Raw genomic sequence first — 19,024 nt, 5'->3', positions numbered from 1 at the left:
ATTCAGATAGACTAGAATTATTCCCCTGCCGAAAGGAGTCACAGCCAATGCTCACAACAGAACCGTATAATGTTATATCAGTAGGTGTAGTATCCGGATCACAACACAACCTGCGTCTCGAGATTAAACCGCAGTTCAGACCTGCCTTGAAGGGGCTGGCTGATTTCAGCCACTGCCAGATTCTCTGGTGGATTCATGAATTTGCAGACGATACCTTCCGGGGTACTACGCAGATTGAGCCTCCTTATGATGCTCCGGTCTCCGGTGTATTTGCCACACGTTCTCCCGTACGTCCCAACCCTATTGGCCTTACTGTTGCCGGAATCGTGTCTGTTGATGTTGAAGAGGGAATTGTTGAAGTTACCGGACTGGATGCCTATCCGGGGACGCCTGTGCTTGATATTAAAGCCTATTTCCCTTCTGCCGACCGCGTCCGCCATGTCAGAGTTCCTGTATGGGCTGCCTCCTGGGGGGAGTGGGCTCCAGAGTAAACCAATGCGGGGAGAGAGCTCATGAATAACGGCCAGCTTATTCTGCAAGCCATTGATTATATTGAATCCAATCTGAAGCAAACATTGTCAGTCCTGGCCCTCTCCAGAGTGAGCGGTTATTCGCAGTATCATTTTATCCGGCTGTTCCAGGGGGTTACCGGGCTGACACCCGGCGACTATATCGCAAGACGTCGAATTTCCGAGGCTGCACGTGAGATTCTGAGAAACCCTCACCGGAGTTTCCAGGATATTTCCCTGGATTATTCCTTTAATGATTATGAGACCTTCACCCGTGCCTTCAAAAGATTGCTCCATACGACCCCCACCCGTATCCGCCAAAAATCAAATCCGGATATCCCTTTGCTGCTCCATCCTATTCGAGGCAGGGATCTGCCGCACTGGACTGGCCATAATACAGCATCTCCAGAGGTTATTGAGCTCGGGGAAATCACGCTCCAGGGACCATTTATTACTGTTAACAACGATCATTCCATTATTGGAGCAGCTTGGGAACAGCTGTTCAGCGGTATATCTGCGATTTCGGACCGCAGACTTCCGGAGAAATATTATCAGCTTGGCTATTGGCCGGATAATTATGAGGATAGCGGCATCTCTTTTCTCTGTGCATGTGAGTTGAACGCATCGTCGCCTTTACCACCTGGTACTAAGCTTCGGACAGACAGAGGACAGGCAGATAACAATCTTCCTGTCCATATCTTGCCTCCGGCGAGGTATCTCCGATTTCTGCATAAAGGTCCATCAGACGAAGTCTCCGCTACCTACAAATATATCTATGGCGTATTTTTGCCCGGAACCGATCACCGCCTGAATCTCTCTTATGAATTTGAATACTACGGCAAAGACTATCTCGGACCCGATAATCCCAACTCGGTAAGTGAGATCTATATTCCGTTAACGCTGCTATAATTACACAGAAATCCGCACCTGCTATGCAGATGCGGACAAGAATCCAACTCATTTTACGCAATGGAATTTATGATTTAAGGAATCACTATAGTAGTCTCAAGCTCTTTATGATAAGTCTTCACATTTTCCCCGTTAGCATCTGTCAAAAGATTAAGCTCACTATCCAATGTAAATGTATAAGGTCTGACCGTGACCGTCTTGGGAATTTGCGGGAAAGTATTATATAGACTATCCACAATAGGATGCTGGACTGCTTTAGCCAAGACATAACCGCCATTGCGGGGATTAATCACATTTCCGGCATCATCCACAAGCTCATAGAATACTGCGGTAGGCGCATATTCTCCTGTCTGATCCGGCGAGGCAGGCACTTCCCCTTCACTGGTTACGATCAACCTTAGGGTAGCAGGCGTAATGTCCAGACTCTTCACTGTGTACTTGAACGAGCCTTTGCTTGCCCCCTGACCTGGAGTAAGATTAATTACTCCCTCCGTTACTTTTTTCACCGTTACCTGGAACTCAAACGGCTCTGCGATTTGAGCAACCGGCACACTGATATCCACCTTGAATTCGTCTCCTAAAGCTGCGGTGTTCCGCAGTTCATTCAGCTCCAACAGAAAGGTTTGGGGTTGTCCCTGTACGTCACCTGTAGAAGAGGAGCCGAAGCTAATGGGTTCACCTGACACCTGAGTAACTACAGGCAGCCCCAGTAGCCCTTTGGTTGATTGATCAAAGTCATGGGTTTTAAAATCAGTAATCTCCGCCAAAACCCGTTCATCCATGATTCCCGCTCTCTCAAATCCAATGGCTAGCCGGGTACCGTCATAAAATACTTCTGTAACACTTAAAGTAACTCCATCCTTTGTAACGCTCATGTTAGTTGAAGTAGTCAAGCCCTTTTCCGCCGCCAATTTCAACCCTGGGTTCTCCGTATGCTTGAATATACTGCTGAATACGGGGAATTGACTCAATGTATCAGCCCATACAGGGGAGATGAATCCTGCTGTTACTGTACCTAACCCGATCATTACGGCCACACATGCGGCTGCTAATGTCTTTTTAAGCAATTTGCTGCCTCCTTTGATCTCCATATGCTCAATACGGTTCATAATTTGCTCATTATAACTGTCCACAGGAAGCTGAACCTTTCCGATGCTGCTGCGAATCTGCTCCAACATTTGCTTCTCAGTTTGATTCTGCCACTTCTCCACGAGCACATCCTCCTTCCTCAGCTTTTTGCTGGATCAGTTTTCTCCGGAGCCGTTCATACTTCTTGCGGAGAGCGGCCGAACTGCTCCCGGTTATCTGTGCAATTTCTTCGAAGCTATATTGTTCAACTACACGAAGAATTAACAGCCCTCGCTCTTCCGGACTGAGAGTTCCAAACAGTTTGTCCACAGGCGAATCGTCTGGGAATTCTGAATTATCCCGTACCAGCTGTAATTTATAAAGTGACAACAGCCTGCTGCGGCGTTTACGTCTGCGAAGCTGGTCCAAGCAATGATGATACGCTACCCTATACAACCAGGCCGAAAAAGAAACCCGCTTCTCATAACGCCCCAGCTCCTGATATACCTTTACAAATATATCCTGCACAGCATCCTCTGCTTCTTCACGGCTTCTTAATATATATTTGCAATATGTGTAGATCTGCCGCTCATATGCAGTAATTAACGTTGTGAATGCTTGCCGTTCACCTGTACGCACCTTATTAATGGCTTCTTCAATCATATTTGGATTCACTTGGCCCCCGGGGTTGCCTTGCTCCAAAAGAATCACCTCCGTTTTCCTTTTACACCTGTATAACGAATGCCAACTGCTTATTTGTGACATCCCGAAATTGGCCGGATACGAAAAAAAGGCAGCTCTCTGAAAACAGAGTGGCTGCCGTTAGAAGATACTACATTTAAGACTGTTATTGTTAAGGGTTTATCTCCCAAACCTTAGGCAGGCTTCAAAAAACACCTTGTCCCCGCCTTGGCCACGCATATATACTCCCTCTTCAGTCCGGGAAGACCGTAAAATGCTAACTTCCTCGCCATATTGGGCTTCCTGTGCATATGTAATGTGAAGACCGGTAAGCTCCATCTCTTCCCATTCCTCCAAGGTCAGCGCATCACAGCATAAATCTATATACCGTGCATTGTTAAGATGCCTGTTATTATCGAGTCCGCTATATCTAACCTGATAGCGATAGGCTTCCGTCAGGGAAATATCAGCGGGAATCACGACTTTATCCGGCAGGCTTCCTACCGAATCCTCCAGATAAGGCTCCACAGCAATCGGAAGGGCAGAAGGACGAAGAATCTTCCGCTTATCCATATCCACAAGTGCCCAGATCGAGCGAGCCGCTGCCAGTTCTACAGCATCTCCATCAATAATCCGATAATCCCGCTGCCAGAGTGCGCCTTTGTTACCTTTACTCCAGGTACGCACGTTAAGAAGATCATTTGGCAATGGTAGTCGCTGAAGGTTCAGATCGAGTGTGATAACCATCCAGCCCATTCTTGCTTTGAGCATTGTATCATTACTTAAACCCAGACTGCTTACAGCTGAATCCGCAGCACGCTGCATGATATCAAGAAGAAAGGAGAGCTTGCCTCTTGACCGGAAATCAGTATCACTTGCATGAACCATAAATTCCTCTGTCCACAAAAGATGGCTGTGCTTGTCCATAACTTTACGCTCCTTTACGTCTTCATCCACAATCCCCACAGTTGTATCCACATAAATCAAGATGATATCCACATCAATTGGGGAGTACTTGTATAAAAAAACATTCTATCCACATGTGTATAAGTTTTCATTTCTTTCTATTTGACCTTTAATTATACACAGGCTATACACGAAATTCACAAGTAGCCCCATAATTAGGTTCATAGTGTAATTGTATTACTATTCTCCATAGGACACAAAAAAGCCACTGTCGATTACTCAACAATGGCTTCATGTGCTTGGCGGCGTCCTACTCTCCCAGGACCCTTCGGTCCAAGTACCATCGGCGCTGGAGGGCTTAACGGTCGTGTTCGGGATGGGTACGCGTGGAACCCCTCCGCTATCGCCACCAAACATGATTTTTCGAAGCTTCCGCTTCTCGAAATCGCTGCAAGAAAAGATCAGTCCCCAGAAAGGACATGCAGCTTAAGGTGTACCAGGCTTGATCGCCTGAAAACTGAATCCGAAACGAATCTGCGTTGTAGATTTTTGGATAAGCCCTCGACCGATTAGTATTGGTCAGCTCCATGCATTGCTGCACTTCCACCTCCAACCTATCTACCTCGTCGTCTTCAAGGGGTCTTACTAATTGGGAAATCTCATCTTGAGGGGGGCTTCACGCTTAGATGCTTTCAGCGCTTATCCCGTCCGTACGTAGCTACTCAGCCATGCTCCTGGCGGAACAACTGATGCACCAGCGGTACGTCCATCCCGGTCCTCTCGTACTAAGGACAGCTCCTCTCAAATTTCCTGCGCCCACGACAGATAGGGACCGAACTGTCTCACGACGTTCTGAACCCAGCTCGCGTACCGCTTTAATGGGCGAACAGCCCAACCCTTGGGACCTACTTCAGCCCCAGGATGCGATGAGCCGACATCGAGGTGCCAAACCTCCCCGTCGATGTGGACTCTTGGGGGAGATAAGCCTGTTATCCCCAGGGTAGCTTTTATCCGTTGAGCGATGGCCCTTCCATGCGGTACCACCGGATCACTAAGTCCGACTTTCGTCCCTGCTCGACTTGTAGGTCTCGCAGTCAAGCTCCCTTATGCCTTTGCACTCTGCGAATGATTTCCAACCATTCTGAGGGAACCTTTGAACGCCTCCGTTACTCTTTAGGAGGCGACCGCCCCAGTCAAACTGCCCGCCTGACACGGTCCCCGTACCCGCTTAGGGTACCAGGTTAGAACCTAGATACGATCAGGGTGGTATCCCAACGGCGCCTCCAGCGAAGCTTGCGCTCCGCTCTCACCGGCTCCCACCTATCCTGTACAGATCGTACCCAAATTCAATATCAAGCTGCAGTAAAGCTCCATGGGGTCTTTCCGTCTTGTCGCGGGTAACCTGCATCTTCACAGGTATTAAAATTTCACCGGATCTCTCGTTGAGACAGCGCCCAAGTCGTTACGCCATTCGTGCGGGTCAGAATTTACCTGACAAGGAATTTCGCTACCTTAGGACCGTTATAGTTACGGCCGCCGTTTACTGGGGCTTCGGTTCACAGCTTCGGGTTTAACCCCTAACCACTCCCCTTAACCTTCCAGCACCGGGCAGGCGTCAGCCCGTATACTTCGCCTTGCGGCTTCGCACAGACCTGTGTTTTTGCTAAACAGTCGCTTGGGCCTTTTCACTGCGGCCCCCTCGGGCTATTCACCCTACCGAGGCACCTCTTCTCCCGAAGTTACGAGGTCATTTTGCCGAGTTCCTTAACGAGAGTTCTTCCGCGCGCCTTAGAATTCTCTTCTCGCCTACCTGTGTCGGTTTGCGGTACGGGCACCTTCTCCTGGCTAGAGGCTTTTCTTGGCAGTGTGAGATCATGACCTTCGCTACTACAATTTTCGCTCCCCATCACAGCCCAGCCTTACGGTGTGCGGATTTGCCTACACACCAGCCTCACTGCTTAGACGGACATCCATCAGTCCGCGTCACTACCCTCCTGCGTCACCCCATCGCTCATAGCGGATTACGGTGGTACAGTAATTTCAAACTGTTGTCCTTCGACTACGCCTTTCGGCCTCGCCTTAGGTCCCGACTTACCCTGAGCGGACGAGCCTTCCTCAGGAAACCTTGGGCTTTCGGCGGATCAGATTCTCACTGATCTTTTCGTTACTCATACCGGCATTCTCACTTGTATGCTGTCCAGCGCTCCTTACGGTACACCTTCAACCCACATACAACGCTCCCCTACCCCAGATGCAAAGCATCTAGCCATAGCTTCGGTGGTGTGTTTAGCCCCGTTACATTTTCGGCGCAGAGTCACTCGACCAGTGAGCTATTACGCACTCTTTCAATGGTGGCTGCTTCTAAGCCAACATCCTGGTTGTCTGTGCAACTCCACATCCTTTCCCACTTAACACACACTTGGGGACCTTAGCTGATGGTCTGGGCTGTTTCCCTTTTGACAATGGATCTTAGCACTCACTGTCTGACTCCCGGCAAGAAGTTAATGGCATTCGGAGTTTGACTGAGCTTGGTAACCCTTGCGGGCCCCGCACCCAATCAGTGCTCTACCTCCACCACTCCATTCACCGAGGCTAGCCCTAAAGCTATTTCGGGGAGAACCAGCTATCTCCGAGTTCGATTGGAATTTCTCCGCTACCCCCACCTCATCCCCGCATTTTTCAACATGCGTGGGTTCGGGCCTCCAGTGCGTGTTACCGCACCTTCACCCTGGACAGGGGTAGATCACACGGTTTCGGGTCTACGTCCACATACTCAGTCGCCCTATTCAGACTCGCTTTCGCTGCGGCTCCGGCTTCTCACCTTAACCTTGCATGTTAAACGTAACTCGCCGGTTCATTCTACAAAAGGCACGCCATCACCCATAAAGAGGGCTCTGACTTTTTGTAAGCACACGGTTTCAGGTTCTATTTCACTCCCCTTCCGGGGTGCTTTTCACCTTTCCCTCACGGTACTGTTTCACTATCGGTCGCCAGGTAGTATTTAGCCTTAGCAGATGGTCCTGCTGGATTCATACGGGGTTTCACGTGCCCCGCACTACTCGGGATCCGTCTCGGAGAGAACACAGTTTAGGCTACAGGGCTTTTACCTCTATCGCGGGCCTTTCCAGACCTCTTCGCCTACCATATTCCTTTGTAACTCCATGTGAGACGTCCCACAACCCCAAGAGGCAAGCCCCTTGGTTTAGGCTGTTCCGCGTTCGCTCGCCGCTACTGACGGAATCACTATTGTTTTCTCTTCCTCAGGGTACTTAGATGTTTCAGTTCCCCTGGTCTGCCTCTACATTTCCTATGTATTCAGAAATGAGTAACTGCGAATTACCACAGCTGGGTTTCCCCATTCGGACACCCCCGGATCAAAGCTTGCTTACAGCTCCCCGAGGCAGTTTCGTTGTTCGCCACGTCCTTCGTCGGCTCCTGGCGCCTAGGCATCCTCCGTGTGCTCTTATTAGCTTAACCATGCGTTTTCCGTTAGGAAAATCGCTGTATCAACTAATAACTATTTCAACTTGCTTGCACAAGTTTCAGCTAAAAGATGTTCTAAAACGCAAATTCGTTTCGGTATCCAGTTTTCAAGGATCAAGTGTCTTACTTGAGAGCTTAAACTCTCAAAACTGACCAACGAGTGAGTAACAGGCCTAAACCTGAGTTTTGGAAGCTAAGCTTCCGCTTTGAATGTCACCGTTGCAGGTGACGATTCTCCATAGAAAGGAGGTGATCCAGCCGCACCTTCCGATACGGCTACCTTGTTACGACTTCACCCCAATCATCTACCCCACCTTCGGCGGCTGGCTCCCTTGCGGGTTACCCCACCGACTTCGGGTGTTGTAAACTCTCGTGGTGTGACGGGCGGTGTGTACAAGACCCGGGAACGTATTCACCGCGGCATGCTGATCCGCGATTACTAGCAATTCCGACTTCATGCAGGCGAGTTGCAGCCTGCAATCCGAACTGAGACCGGCTTTGCTGGGATTGGCTCCGCCTCGCGGCTTCGCTTCCCGTTGTACCGGCCATTGTAGTACGTGTGTAGCCCAGGTCATAAGGGGCATGATGATTTGACGTCATCCCCACCTTCCTCCGGTTTGTCACCGGCAGTCACTCTAGAGTGCCCAGCTTAACCTGCTGGCAACTAAAGTCAAGGGTTGCGCTCGTTGCGGGACTTAACCCAACATCTCACGACACGAGCTGACGACAACCATGCACCACCTGTCTCCTCTGTCCCGAAGGCCGCCGCTATCTCTAGCGGATTCAGAGGGATGTCAAGACCTGGTAAGGTTCTTCGCGTTGCTTCGAATTAAACCACATACTCCACTGCTTGTGCGGGTCCCCGTCAATTCCTTTGAGTTTCAGTCTTGCGACCGTACTCCCCAGGCGGAGTGCTTACTGTGTTAACTTCGGCACCAAGGGTATCGAAACCCCTAACACCTAGCACTCATCGTTTACGGCGTGGACTACCAGGGTATCTAATCCTGTTTGCTCCCCACGCTTTCGCGCCTCAGCGTCAGTTACAGCCCAGAAAGTCGCCTTCGCCACTGGTGTTCCTCCACATATCTACGCATTTCACCGCTACACGTGGAATTCCACTTTCCTCTTCTGTACTCAAGTCACCCAGTTTCCAGTGCGACCTCAGGTTGAGCCCAAGGTTTAAACACCAGACTTAAATGACCGCCTGCGCGCGCTTTACGCCCAATAATTCCGGACAACGCTTGCCCCCTACGTATTACCGCGGCTGCTGGCACGTAGTTAGCCGGGGCTTTCTTCTCAGGTACCGTCACTCCGGTAGCAGTTACTCTACCGGACGTTCTTCCCTGGCAACAGAGCTTTACGATCCGAAAACCTTCATCACTCACGCGGCGTTGCTCCGTCAGGCTTTCGCCCATTGCGGAAGATTCCCTACTGCTGCCTCCCGTAGGAGTCTGGGCCGTGTCTCAGTCCCAGTGTGGCCGTTCACCCTCTCAGGTCGGCTACGCATCGTCGCCTTGGTGGGCCGTTACCCCACCAACTAGCTAATGCGCCGCAGGCCCATCCCCAAGTGGCAGATTGCTCCGCCTTTCATTCTCTCTTCAGGAGAGGAAAGAAATTATCCGGTATTAGCTACCGTTTCCGGTAGTTATCCCAGTCTTGAGGGCAGGTTGCCTACGTGTTACTCACCCGTCCGCCGCTAAGCATGAATGGAAGCAAGCTTCCATTCAAACTCCGCTCGACTTGCATGTATTAGGCACGCCGCCAGCGTTCGTCCTGAGCCAGGATCAAACTCTCCAAATTGTATTTAGAAAGAGCGATTGCTCATTTTGAAACATCTGACGAGAATGTTATATTCTCTAATTTGGATCTCACCAAGGTGATTTCCGATACTCACTCGTTGTTCAGTTTTCAAAGATCAAGCTCGTTGTTAGCGCCGCTTACCGCGTCACCAGCAACTCTTATAATATATCACGTTTATCAGAGTAATGCAAGCTTTATTTTGAAATTACTTATTTAAGTCATTTCTCATTAAGTTCACTGCTCCAACAACGCTTATTTATAATACCCTATCTCCCTATCAAAAAGCAACCTTTTCCAAAATAAAAATAACCCGCTTAATGATTAAGCGGGTTATCCTCGGATGAATCTATGATTATAGCTAATCTTAGTAGAATTTAGCTGCTGTATATTTGCTTGCTACTTTTACAAGATCTGCTGTTTTGCTGTTCTTAGCAAGACCAGCGTCAACTGTAGTATCAATAGTTACCCATTTGCCGTTAAGGAACACTTCATTCCAAGCGTGGTAGGATGTAACATAGCTGGTGTTACCCATAACCAATTTAGTTGGGATGCCTTCACTGCGAAGCATAGTAGCGAATAAGGAAGCGTAATCGTAGCAGATTCCCTTCTTGGTAGCCAGTGTAGTGTCGTTATTAGGGATGTAATCTGTAGTTACACTGGAAGCCAAGGAATAATCATATTTCACATTGGCTACGATGTAGTTATAGATAGCTTTCACTTTAGCTTCGTCTGATGTCAAACCTTGTGTAAGCTGTGCTGCTTTCAGGACTGCTTTATCGGAAGAACTCCATTTCACATTCTGTACGGAGCTCAGATATACTGCGTTGGCATTGCTCAGGCTAAGATCTACCGTTTCGGAAGAGATTACTTTGTATTTGTTGCCGGTAGTGTTCTCAAGTACGGAAACCTTATAAGAACCATTTCCTTGTTGCAGCGGGAATGTTTCAGTTGGTTTGGAAGTGTACAAGTTGTAGGTATAGCTGTTATTGTCTTTGGTGATCATCAGCTTGATCTTCTTATCCTTAGGAACATCATAAGAAACTCCGATAACACCTTGATCGAGTTGACCTATGTTCAACCAGCTTGCATCTGCATTAGCAGCTTGAGCTGTACCTGTCTGCACCGATGTAACCACTACGAATAGTGTAACCAACATTAAATAGAACTTCTTCATTGGATAAAACCCCTTTCGGTAGCTGGCTGCCATCCTTACGGGAAGGCCCTTTAGCTTTGCGTCCCTACCTTTCGATAGGTTTGCCGTTATCGTATAAGCTTTATCTGTCCTTGCTTCTACCATAAAATGCTAGATTTGCAATTAGAACAAACAAAAAAAGCCTCTTCATTCGGTAGCTGGCTGCCATCCTGACGGGAAGGCCCTCTAGCTTTGCGTCCCTACCTTTCGATAGGTTTGCCGTTATCGTGTATTAGCTTTGTATAGTTATATCTTACCATATCTATTTCTATTATCAAGACCTAAATCACTAGATTTGAGCGAGAAAACATAAAAATTTTAAGTTTTTTTAGGTTTATTCGTCATTATTCTACATAGATTAAGATAACTTCGCATGAATGATAAGTCTGTGAGTTGGATTCACAAGCGGATCGCAGGTAATGAGCGTAAGAATCTTGTCATCATCATTGCCTTTCAATACGGATACATCGGTCGGCTCTACAATAGTTACATCATAAACTACATAATTGTAGTCCTGCTTGCCGGTTGTAACGGATATGGTATCCCCGACTCCGACTTCATTCAATCTGTTAAACAGCCTGCCCGTAGTTCTGGATCTATGCGCCGCAATGGCAGCATTGCCGACTGCGCCGAGCGGAGCCGTCTCCTTCATGTGCGCAGCAGCATGCTTCATATTCGCCTTGGTGGCGCCTTCCAGTACAGGCAGCTTCAGGTCTATTTTGTCGATTTGGATGATTGCCATTACCTTGCCCCCGACTTCAATCTCAGGAGCTGCTGAGGGCTCGGGCTCTTCCGCAGCCGACTCTTCTGCCAGCAGTTGGGTAACTTCCGCATAAGGTTTACTTAGATCAGCACCTGCCGGGGCTGAGGCTGACGGAACGATTTCACTGTAGGCCTGCTCGGCTTCTTCCAGCAGCTTTTGCTGCTGACGGTCATTGTACCATTCGCTTCCTTTGGGATAGAGCATAATCAGAACCCCGGCAAGTATAATCAAATAGGATAACTTCCGCATGATAATCGCCTCCGTAATATAGAATAGATGTTACCCTCCCGGAATAATAAGAAGCATTGCTTTCATATAGTCAGAATACCCATTTACGGCTTCCGAAAAAATTAATGATTACTGTAACGAACGTAACCAGCACTTTGGCAATCAGCACTTGAATACCAAGAACCCCAGTCAGAATATGAATCAGCAGCACCGATATGCCCAGCACCAGCAGGTTCAGCACGATAAATCTGACCAGCTGCATCCGGTCGAAGCTCTCTTTATTGCCTCTGTTCCGGTCGCGGAAGGTCACCTTTTTATTCCAGAAGAAGCTGTTGGCCGTACCGGCGCTGTAGGAAATAATCTGCGCAGGGGTGTTGACCATCCCAAGGGAATGCAGCAGTGTGAATACAGCAAAATCTATCAGTGTATTCAGCAGGCCTACCGCATTGAATTTCAGGAACTGGATGAACCCCGCACTCCATCTCTTATCTGGCATAATCGCTTTCCTTCCGCGTGTCTTCTATCTCCGCATCCGGATAGCCTTTGGTCTCACGCACGATGTACAGCGGTCTGTCCTTCGACTCATCATAAATCCGTCCGATATACTCACCAATTACACCCAGCAGCATCAGGACAATCCCGTTAAAGAGCAAGTTAACACCGACTATAGATGCCCATCCGGGTACGGTCCAGGAGGTAAAGACCTTCTGGAACAACACCAGGAACAGATAGATGAAGCTGGAAAAGGAAAGGAAGAATCCGATATACGACGCGATTTTGAGCGGCTTATGCGAGAAGGACGTGATGCCGTCGAGCGCAAACCGGATCATTTTCTTGAGCGGATATTTCGTTTCCCCGGCGAAGCGCTCCTCCCGTACATATTCCACCATGGTCTGACGGAAGCCTACCCAGCTCACCAGACCCCGGACATACCGGTTCTTCTCCTTCAGGCCGCGCAGCACATCACAGACTTTACGGTCGATCAGCCGGAAATCCCCGGTATCGGTAGGGATTTCCACACTGGTCATACTGCTGAGCAGACGGTAAAAAATCTTAGCGGTTACTTTCTTGAAGAATGTCTCCCCGTGACGCTTCAGGCGCTTGGCATAAACGACCTCATAGCCCTCTTTCCACTTCGCAATCATCTGCAGAATAACCTCCGGAGGATCCTGAAGATCCGCGTCAATCACCACTACAGCCTGGCCTTCGGCATAATCCATACCGGCAGTAATCGCCACCTGGTGGCCGAAATTACGGGAGAAGTCGATCAGCTTGACATGCTCATCCCTGCTGCTGATTCCGCGCATGATCTCAGCCGTGCGGTCCCGGCTTCCGTCATTAACGAAGACCAGTTCATAGGAATCGCCGCAATCATCCATTACTTTTTTGAGCCGCTCATAGGTTATCTGAATGACTTCCTCCTCATTGAACATGGGGACAATTACACTGTATCTGGCTTTCACCTTAGTTCCTCCTAAAAGTTTCTACGAGATACCCCGCAATAAACCTGACTTCTTAAGCATGTGCTTCGTTATATCGCGCTCTCCCCTAGAATACCCAGGAAGGGAACCAGCGCAGTACAGCAATTATATAATTGCTGTTAACCTGCATCCCGGATAACACCGGATAGAACATAACAAACAGGATGGCTGCAGCTGCTACATAGGCATACCGCAAGTATTTGGCATCGCCGAATCTGCTGTCAAGCAGCTTCAGGATATAGACAATCGAAAGAATCATAAACGGCACCATTGCAAAATAATGGTACAGGAACGTCTCACGCGGCACAAGCATCCACGGAACATACTGCGAGAAGAAGCCGATCCAGATCATGTACAGGTTCTTATCGCGGCGCTTCACCGTTAACCATACTGCTGCGAGCATAGCGAAGATTCCCGTCCACCAGATGAGCGGATTCCCCATGGTCACGATGCTGCTCGCCTTGCCTTCCGGCAATCCTTCACCGCCGCTGAAGAACCAGACCGGACGTTTCATGAACGGCCACTCCCACCAGGAGGAGGCGAACGGATGTGTTGCTACAAGCTGGCTGTGATAGTTGTACATATTTTTCTGGGCATCAATCAATCCCTTAATGGTGAAGCCTTCCGCCGAAGCAGAGAGCGCCGGGACAAAGGACAGGCTATAGATGATAACCGGAATGGCAATGAAAAACACGATACAGCTGGCCAAAGTGATAATGGTGTTCTTCCAGAAGGATTGGTCCGCTGTCCGGCAGGCGGCTTTGAGCTCCTGGCCGGTCAGCTTGCCTTCAGCCAGCAGACGGCCCGCAGCCTTATACTCCCTATACCGCTCAAACAGCGCCAGCGCCAGCATCACCGCAAGACCTGCCCCTCCGTAGAGAACGATCCACTTAGAGGCAACCCCGATTCCGAAGAACAGGCCGGACCAGAACAGCGGAACCAGTGTAGTACGCAGCGGCATACGGTAGAAATTCATCGTGTAATACCGCTGCATGAAATAGAACATCAGCATGATGAAGAATACGCCGTATACATCGATCGTTGAAATTCGTGTCTGGGTGAAATGCATGAAATCAAGTGCGAATAGTCCGGCAGCTAATGCAGCGTAGGTAGTCTTCCGGAACAGCCGCATCGCCATGATATAGATCAGCGGCAGCATCGCAATCCCGAACAGAGTGCCGATTATACGCCAGCCGAACGGATTGACGCCAAACAGCTCCATGCCGATACCGATCAGCAGCTTGCCAAGCGGCGGGTGTGTATTCTCATAAGGGACTATGTTGTGATAATGTTCATAAGCCGTCCGCGCATGATAGATTTCATCGAAATACGTACTGTTCATGAAATTCGAGTTCTCCGGGATTATGGACTGCTCATCGAACAGATTGGCTGGCGCTCCTCTTTTGGAGGTGGTTGCGGCCTCCGGCGTAACACCCGCAATTGGCAGAGGCGTCTTCGGTGCCTCCTGGCCATAGAACGCCACCTCGTTCAGGGTGAAGCCCGGAGAGGTGACCGTCAGCTTGACGTATCTTGCCGATACGTTCAGCGGCTGGCTTTTCCAGATGAAGACATTGCCGACATCCTCGCTTACATCAAGCGGGCTGCTCCAATTATCCGGCGTCTGGCTGAACTCCAGCTGAAATTCGCCTGTGCCGACGCCGCCGAAGATATTCACCCGCTCCAGCTGGTGGGCCTGCCCCAGATCCACGTAGAAGCTCTCGCCGCTGGCCGCTGGCTCCCATAGGGTTTCAGGCGACTTATTGTCCCCCAGATGATAGAGCGCAAGCGCTCCATAGAGAACCGTGATTGCAATCATCCAAATCCAGTCTCTGCGCTGCAGCTTCAGCGGGGAACGCCGGTCTTGCTTGGCGATTGGACGAATTCCCTCTGCAAGCAGCACATCTGCCTCTAATGCCGCTTGAGGTGTAACAGGCTCTGGCAGGTGTTTCGTTGATTGCCGGATATATACATCGTACCCAACATACAGCAGATATATTGCCAGGATAACGGTAGTAATTGCTGTAACCAGGACAATCCCGTCTGTCGGCGGATTATTGCCGGTATTAAGATATGCAAGCGTGTATCCTACATTAATATATTGTGTCAGTGAGAATCCGAGGAACAGCGTCAGGAAACGCCGGTCCTTGCTCTCAATGAAGGTGAATAGAGACAAGAGCAGAACAGGGTACAGGTAGCGCTCATGCATTTTGGTGCCAAATACAAAGACAACCGTGATCAGCACCATGCCAAGGAAATACGATTTAGAAAGATCCTTGCGGTCCTTGGTATTGAAGGAATAATAAGCTGCAAGAGCTACCGCTACAAGAATGAAAACAAAGCCCCATATACGGTACGGTATGCCGAGCCAGGTGACATCAAGCGCTGACCACATCGGATCTGTCAAAGCATAGAGATTGAATGCATTAACCGTAGAATACGGATAAGAGGATAAAGTGCTCTTATATAAATCAATCACTCCGCCAAACCCGCCGTTATTCCAGAAGAACGGGGCTGCGAGCAGAGCGAATATCCCCAGCCCGTAGACTGCACCCAGAGCCAGCTGTTTCCAGGCGCGGTGATGATAGTAGGCAAACAGCAGGACCGGTGTGAAAATCAGCGCCTGCGGCTTGATCAGTGTGGCAATGGCGAAAAAGATTGCTGCACGCACAAAGGTTCTATCCACGATGCCCATTATGCTGAGCAGCAGGAAGATCAGGAAGAAGGAGTCTGCCTGTCCCCAGGCAGCTGAATCCATCAGCACTGCCGGGTTAAACAGGAACAGCATCATCAGCCCGATCGCAAGGCCGGGGCCGATCTTGGCACGCGCGCCTTTGTAGATGATCCAGCCGAGCACGAGGTCAGAGATGATGGCCGGCAGCTTGTAAAGTACATTCTCTGCACCTGAACCGCCAGCAAATCCGAACAATCCGTGGAGCAGACTTAGCAGATATAACACATACAAGTAGCCGGGAGGATAATCGGCGAAATAGCCTTCTTCGTAGAAATTGCCCGGACCAAGGTCTGTCAGGCGATGGCTCCAAGCCATGAATGTATTCATATCATTCTGATAACCCTGCGCAGTCAGGCCAATCCAGATCCGCAGAATAAATGCCACGCCAAACAGAACATACAGCCAGCGTGTGTAAATCACATCCTGCTGGTTCAGCAGACGCTCACTGCTGAAGGCTCTGTGATATAAAAGGGCAAAGAACACGCTGAACACTGCCGATATCAGCAGCAGCTTGGCAGGCGAAACCTTATGCGGCGTTTCCGCCGGCTGGCTCTCACCGCCCGCATCGGCTTCAGCCGCCGGTGCTCCGCTGTCCAGTGAAACAATGCTGGCACCTTCCGGAACCGTGTCCAGCTGTTCTACGGACAGGTCATCGAAATAGGCCTTGCCCTGAATCAGGTTGGCATAGCCGCCAAGTGCAGCACCTATTCCGATCTCGGTCTGCTCTTGGCCGGTCTGGCCGATGAACTCCAGATACTGCCAATCGCCAGCTGTATCCTTGGTGGCGGGATAACCGCCGCCAATCCCAACCGGGAATACATTGGCCCCCATCCCCTCGCCTGCTGTACTGACTATTTTGACATAACCAGATATCTTATAATAGCTGTCCGGCGAAACGGTAACCGTCTGTACCCACTTCAGATGATTGGGTTCAAGGTTCTCTATCACTGCCGCTTTGCTGCCGGAGTGAACATCCTCTGACTGAACAGACAGCAGACCAGCCGCATCGCCTGAGATCCACATATCTTTGCTCCACCCGGCAGGTGCACCGTCCCCTTCTTCCTCAAATCCCGGGTTCTGTAATAAATTCCCTTCGGCATAAATGCTTGTTACAGGAAGAATAAATAATAAGAGCATCAGTATAACGGTTGCCGCTGCGCGTGTATTCTTGATCATCGTTCTACCCTCACCTCGTCAATGTTAATCCAGCCGTTACCGCCGGTTATGAAAACTTCTGCCTGCATCCCCTGCTCCAGAGTAACTGCAGGAAGTGTAACCTGATGATAAACTTCCCCTGCCTGCAGCTCTGTTTCTGCAAGCACAGCGCCCGCTGCGCGGATTCCGATCTTCCCGCCCCCGTTGCCGCCTGCACTAACCATGGCGGATAGCTTATAATCACCGGCTGCCGCAGTAAAAACCTGGGATACAGATCTACCGGCTCCCGGATCAAGATAAGCCAGCTTACTTCCGGCGTAGGGCTTATTGTCAGCCACTCCCGTTCCCGCAGAGAACGTCCAGCCCGAAGCCCCTTCTTCAAACCCCCCGTTCATAAATTCAGCAGCAGTCTCCGGAGCTGCCGGAAGCCCGTCCGCTTTGTCATTAGTTAGCAGCACACTGTAGTTGGCGAAACGCTTTACCGTATATTCCGTACTTGCCGCAGGAAGCGGAGAGCTATTCTCAAAGATATATGCAGCATTTGCAGGTACCATGTTCAAATCTTCAAATCTATATCTACCAAAGGAGGAGACACGCTGGAAAGCTTCTCCCGGATTGGCATAAACGACAGAATCCATGAATTCATGCGGATTGATCCGCTCATAGAACAGCACATAAATGTAGGGCATGTTCACATTATTCGTAATATAGATCTCTCCGGGGCTGTGTTCCGAAGCATACTGTACTGCCTCGCCGAAAGAATCGTAGAAAGCCGGTCCGATCCGGTCGGGGAACTCACGGAAATAAGCATTAGAGAACAGGACAAAAAATATTGTAAACACAGCAGCGGCCAGTACGGCAGCCCCCTTGACTCTCCCCGCAAGCCACACAAATCCGGCGCTTACCAGCATGATGAACGGATAAAAAATGATATTGATCCGGTTGATATTCACACTTGTTATCAACGCCATAAGTACGGCAATCAGGAACCAGAGCAGCAAGATACCATACCCTGCATTCTCCCGCCGCCTTGTCCACCACGAATGTATAAGGACAACCAGCCCCAGAAGCGCAAAGGGCAGCGCGACCGGGTACGCATAGCCATAAGGAGAGATTGAGTTCCATGGCAAGCCGTCTGTCCCGCTAAGCATGAGCTTGCTGAATGCACTGAAGTTGTCCGCAGCTGCCCTCCCCAGCTGTCCGCTGAACACGGATGAAATCTCCTCCACACGCGGCATCGTAAGCTTGGGAATAGTGAACAATGGAGTGGCTATGTCCTGCATGGAGTAACGGTTAATAACAATAAATAATAGTATAGGCAGTGCCATTGCTGCAAACAGCAGGGCATTCCATACGAGAGTCCGGAGTTTCAGCACCTTGCTATACAATAGAAGAATTACCGTGCCGAATGCAAATAACGGGACAAAAAAGTAGGCTGTTCCGTAAGCATACAGCGAGAGGGCCAGCATGCCGCTAAAAGCGTAAAACCATCGCGGATTATTGAAGGATCTTAGCAGAAAATACACAGCTATCAAAATCATCGTTGGAAACAGATTCGATTCCAGCGCCCATCGGGACATTATAATATGCCAGGGATTAATGGCAATAAAGAAAATGGCAGCGATACCTGCTCTAGATGAGGCGGACAGCCGTTTCATTATAAGGTAGAAGAAAATCATGCCCAGCAGCCCCATCAACAGACTGAGCGCCCGTACAGACAGTGGTGTCAGGCCGAACAGCAGAATAAACGGCATGGATAAGTAGGCATACAGCGCATTCTGTCCGCTGCCCCAGGCGATAAGATGAACGGGCAGATGAACACCGTTCCGGTCTATTCCGTAATGAAGAATGGCGTAGGCATCATAGCCGATAGATGCTTCGTCCTGGTTCAGTCCCGGCGGAATAGAATTTATGTATATGATACGAACCATTGCCCCCAGCAAAAACAAAAGGAACGGCCAGGGATTGTTAATGCAGGATTTATAAGCTCTGGTAATTAAGCCGGACAACGTTTATCACCTCTTCAACAATATAATCTAAATACTGGATGAAGAAAAGGGTTATGCAGAGGTTGACCCCGCAGTAATTACCGGGAATATGCGCGAAGCACATCAATTC

At 49.6% G+C, this 19,024-nt stretch carries 11 protein-coding genes, 3 rRNA genes and 2 riboswitches; of the genes, 2 read left to right on the top strand and 12 right to left on the bottom strand.

The features are described from left to right. The first annotated feature begins 47 nt into the window (after positions 1-47). Both tsaA and PBOR_RS03280 read left to right on the top strand, forming a co-directional pair. Positions 48-491, top strand: coding sequence for a tRNA (N6-threonylcarbamoyladenosine(37)-N6)-methyltransferase TrmO (gene tsaA, locus PBOR_RS03285; RefSeq protein WP_042210447.1), 444 nt, complete (start codon positions 48-50; stop codon positions 489-491). A 21-nt stretch (positions 492-512) separates the two neighbouring features. After that, on the top strand, positions 513-1,418 hold the full coding sequence (locus PBOR_RS03280) for an AraC family transcriptional regulator (protein ID WP_042210446.1): 906 nt from the start codon (positions 513-515) through the stop codon (positions 1,416-1,418). Positions 1,419-1,492: 74 nt separating this feature from the next. Here PBOR_RS03280 and PBOR_RS03275 read toward each other — a convergent pair whose 3' ends face one another. The 12 genes from PBOR_RS03275 to PBOR_RS03220 all read right to left on the bottom strand — a co-directional run bounded on the left by PBOR_RS03275 (position 1,493) and on the right by PBOR_RS03220 (position 18,837). Continuing rightward, positions 1,493-2,629 carry a DUF4179 domain-containing protein gene (locus tag PBOR_RS03275; RefSeq protein ID WP_042210445.1) on the bottom strand — a complete coding sequence of 379 codons (1,137 nt, stop codon included), beginning with the start codon at positions 2,627-2,629 and terminating at the stop codon, positions 1,493-1,495. Then, complete coding sequence (locus PBOR_RS03270) at positions 2,604-3,197, bottom strand: RNA polymerase sigma factor (RefSeq protein WP_245648017.1); 594 nt, start codon at positions 3,195-3,197, stop codon at positions 2,604-2,606. The genes PBOR_RS03275 and PBOR_RS03270 overlap by 26 nt, the downstream gene beginning before the upstream one ends. Before the next feature lie 150 nt (positions 3,198-3,347). Then, positions 3,348-4,145, bottom strand: coding sequence for an acyl-[acyl-carrier-protein] thioesterase (locus PBOR_RS03265; RefSeq protein ID WP_245648016.1), 798 nt, complete (start codon positions 4,143-4,145; stop codon positions 3,348-3,350). A gap of 225 nt (positions 4,146-4,370) precedes the next feature. Continuing rightward, positions 4,371-4,487, bottom strand: a 5S ribosomal RNA gene (gene rrf / locus PBOR_RS03260). Positions 4,488-4,622: 135 nt separating this feature from the next. Beyond that, positions 4,623-7,550 (bottom strand): 23S ribosomal RNA (locus tag PBOR_RS03255). A 248-nt stretch (positions 7,551-7,798) separates the two neighbouring features. Further along, positions 7,799-9,356 (bottom strand): 16S ribosomal RNA (locus tag PBOR_RS03250). Together the 16S, 23S and 5S rRNA genes form the textbook arrangement of a ribosomal RNA operon. Before the next feature lie 364 nt (positions 9,357-9,720). Continuing rightward, positions 9,721-10,512, bottom strand: a complete 792-nt coding sequence (locus PBOR_RS03245) for a transglutaminase-like domain-containing protein (RefSeq protein WP_245648015.1) — start codon at positions 10,510-10,512, stop codon at positions 9,721-9,723. Positions 10,513-10,544: 32 nt separating this feature from the next. Beyond that, positions 10,545-10,625: riboswitch (cyclic di-GMP riboswitch) on the bottom strand. Positions 10,626-10,698: 73 nt separating this feature from the next. Beyond that, positions 10,699-10,779: riboswitch (cyclic di-GMP riboswitch) on the bottom strand. Positions 10,780-10,906: 127 nt separating this feature from the next. Beyond that, positions 10,907-11,560: a class D sortase gene (locus PBOR_RS03240; protein ID WP_042210443.1), complete on the bottom strand. Its 654-nt coding sequence runs from the start codon at positions 11,558-11,560 to the stop codon at positions 10,907-10,909. Positions 11,561-11,630: 70 nt separating this feature from the next. Then, positions 11,631-12,035 (bottom strand): GtrA family protein, encoded by a 405-nt coding sequence (locus PBOR_RS03235; protein ID WP_042210442.1) that lies wholly within the window; start codon positions 12,033-12,035, stop codon positions 11,631-11,633. Beyond that, positions 12,025-13,002 carry a glycosyltransferase family 2 protein gene (locus PBOR_RS03230; protein WP_081971892.1) on the bottom strand — a complete coding sequence of 326 codons (978 nt, stop codon included), beginning with the start codon at positions 13,000-13,002 and terminating at the stop codon, positions 12,025-12,027. The genes PBOR_RS03235 and PBOR_RS03230 overlap by 11 nt, the downstream gene beginning before the upstream one ends. Before the next feature lie 85 nt (positions 13,003-13,087). Next, on the bottom strand, positions 13,088-16,927 hold the full coding sequence (locus PBOR_RS03225) for a phospholipid carrier-dependent glycosyltransferase (RefSeq protein ID WP_052429308.1): 3,840 nt from the start codon (positions 16,925-16,927) through the stop codon (positions 13,088-13,090). Continuing rightward, complete coding sequence (locus PBOR_RS03220; RefSeq protein WP_157763963.1) at positions 16,924-18,837, bottom strand: glycosyltransferase family 39 protein; 1,914 nt, start codon at positions 18,835-18,837, stop codon at positions 16,924-16,926. The genes PBOR_RS03225 and PBOR_RS03220 overlap by 4 nt, the downstream gene beginning before the upstream one ends. Between the last annotated feature and the right edge of the window lie 187 nt (positions 18,838-19,024).

Origin of the sequence: Paenibacillus borealis, assembly GCF_000758665.1 — a bacterium.
GTDB lineage: Bacteria > Bacillota > Bacilli > Paenibacillales > Paenibacillaceae > Paenibacillus_AQ > Paenibacillus_AQ borealis.
Note: the sequence above shows the minus strand (reverse complement) of the source record. Positions and strands in the feature narration are given on the sequence as shown.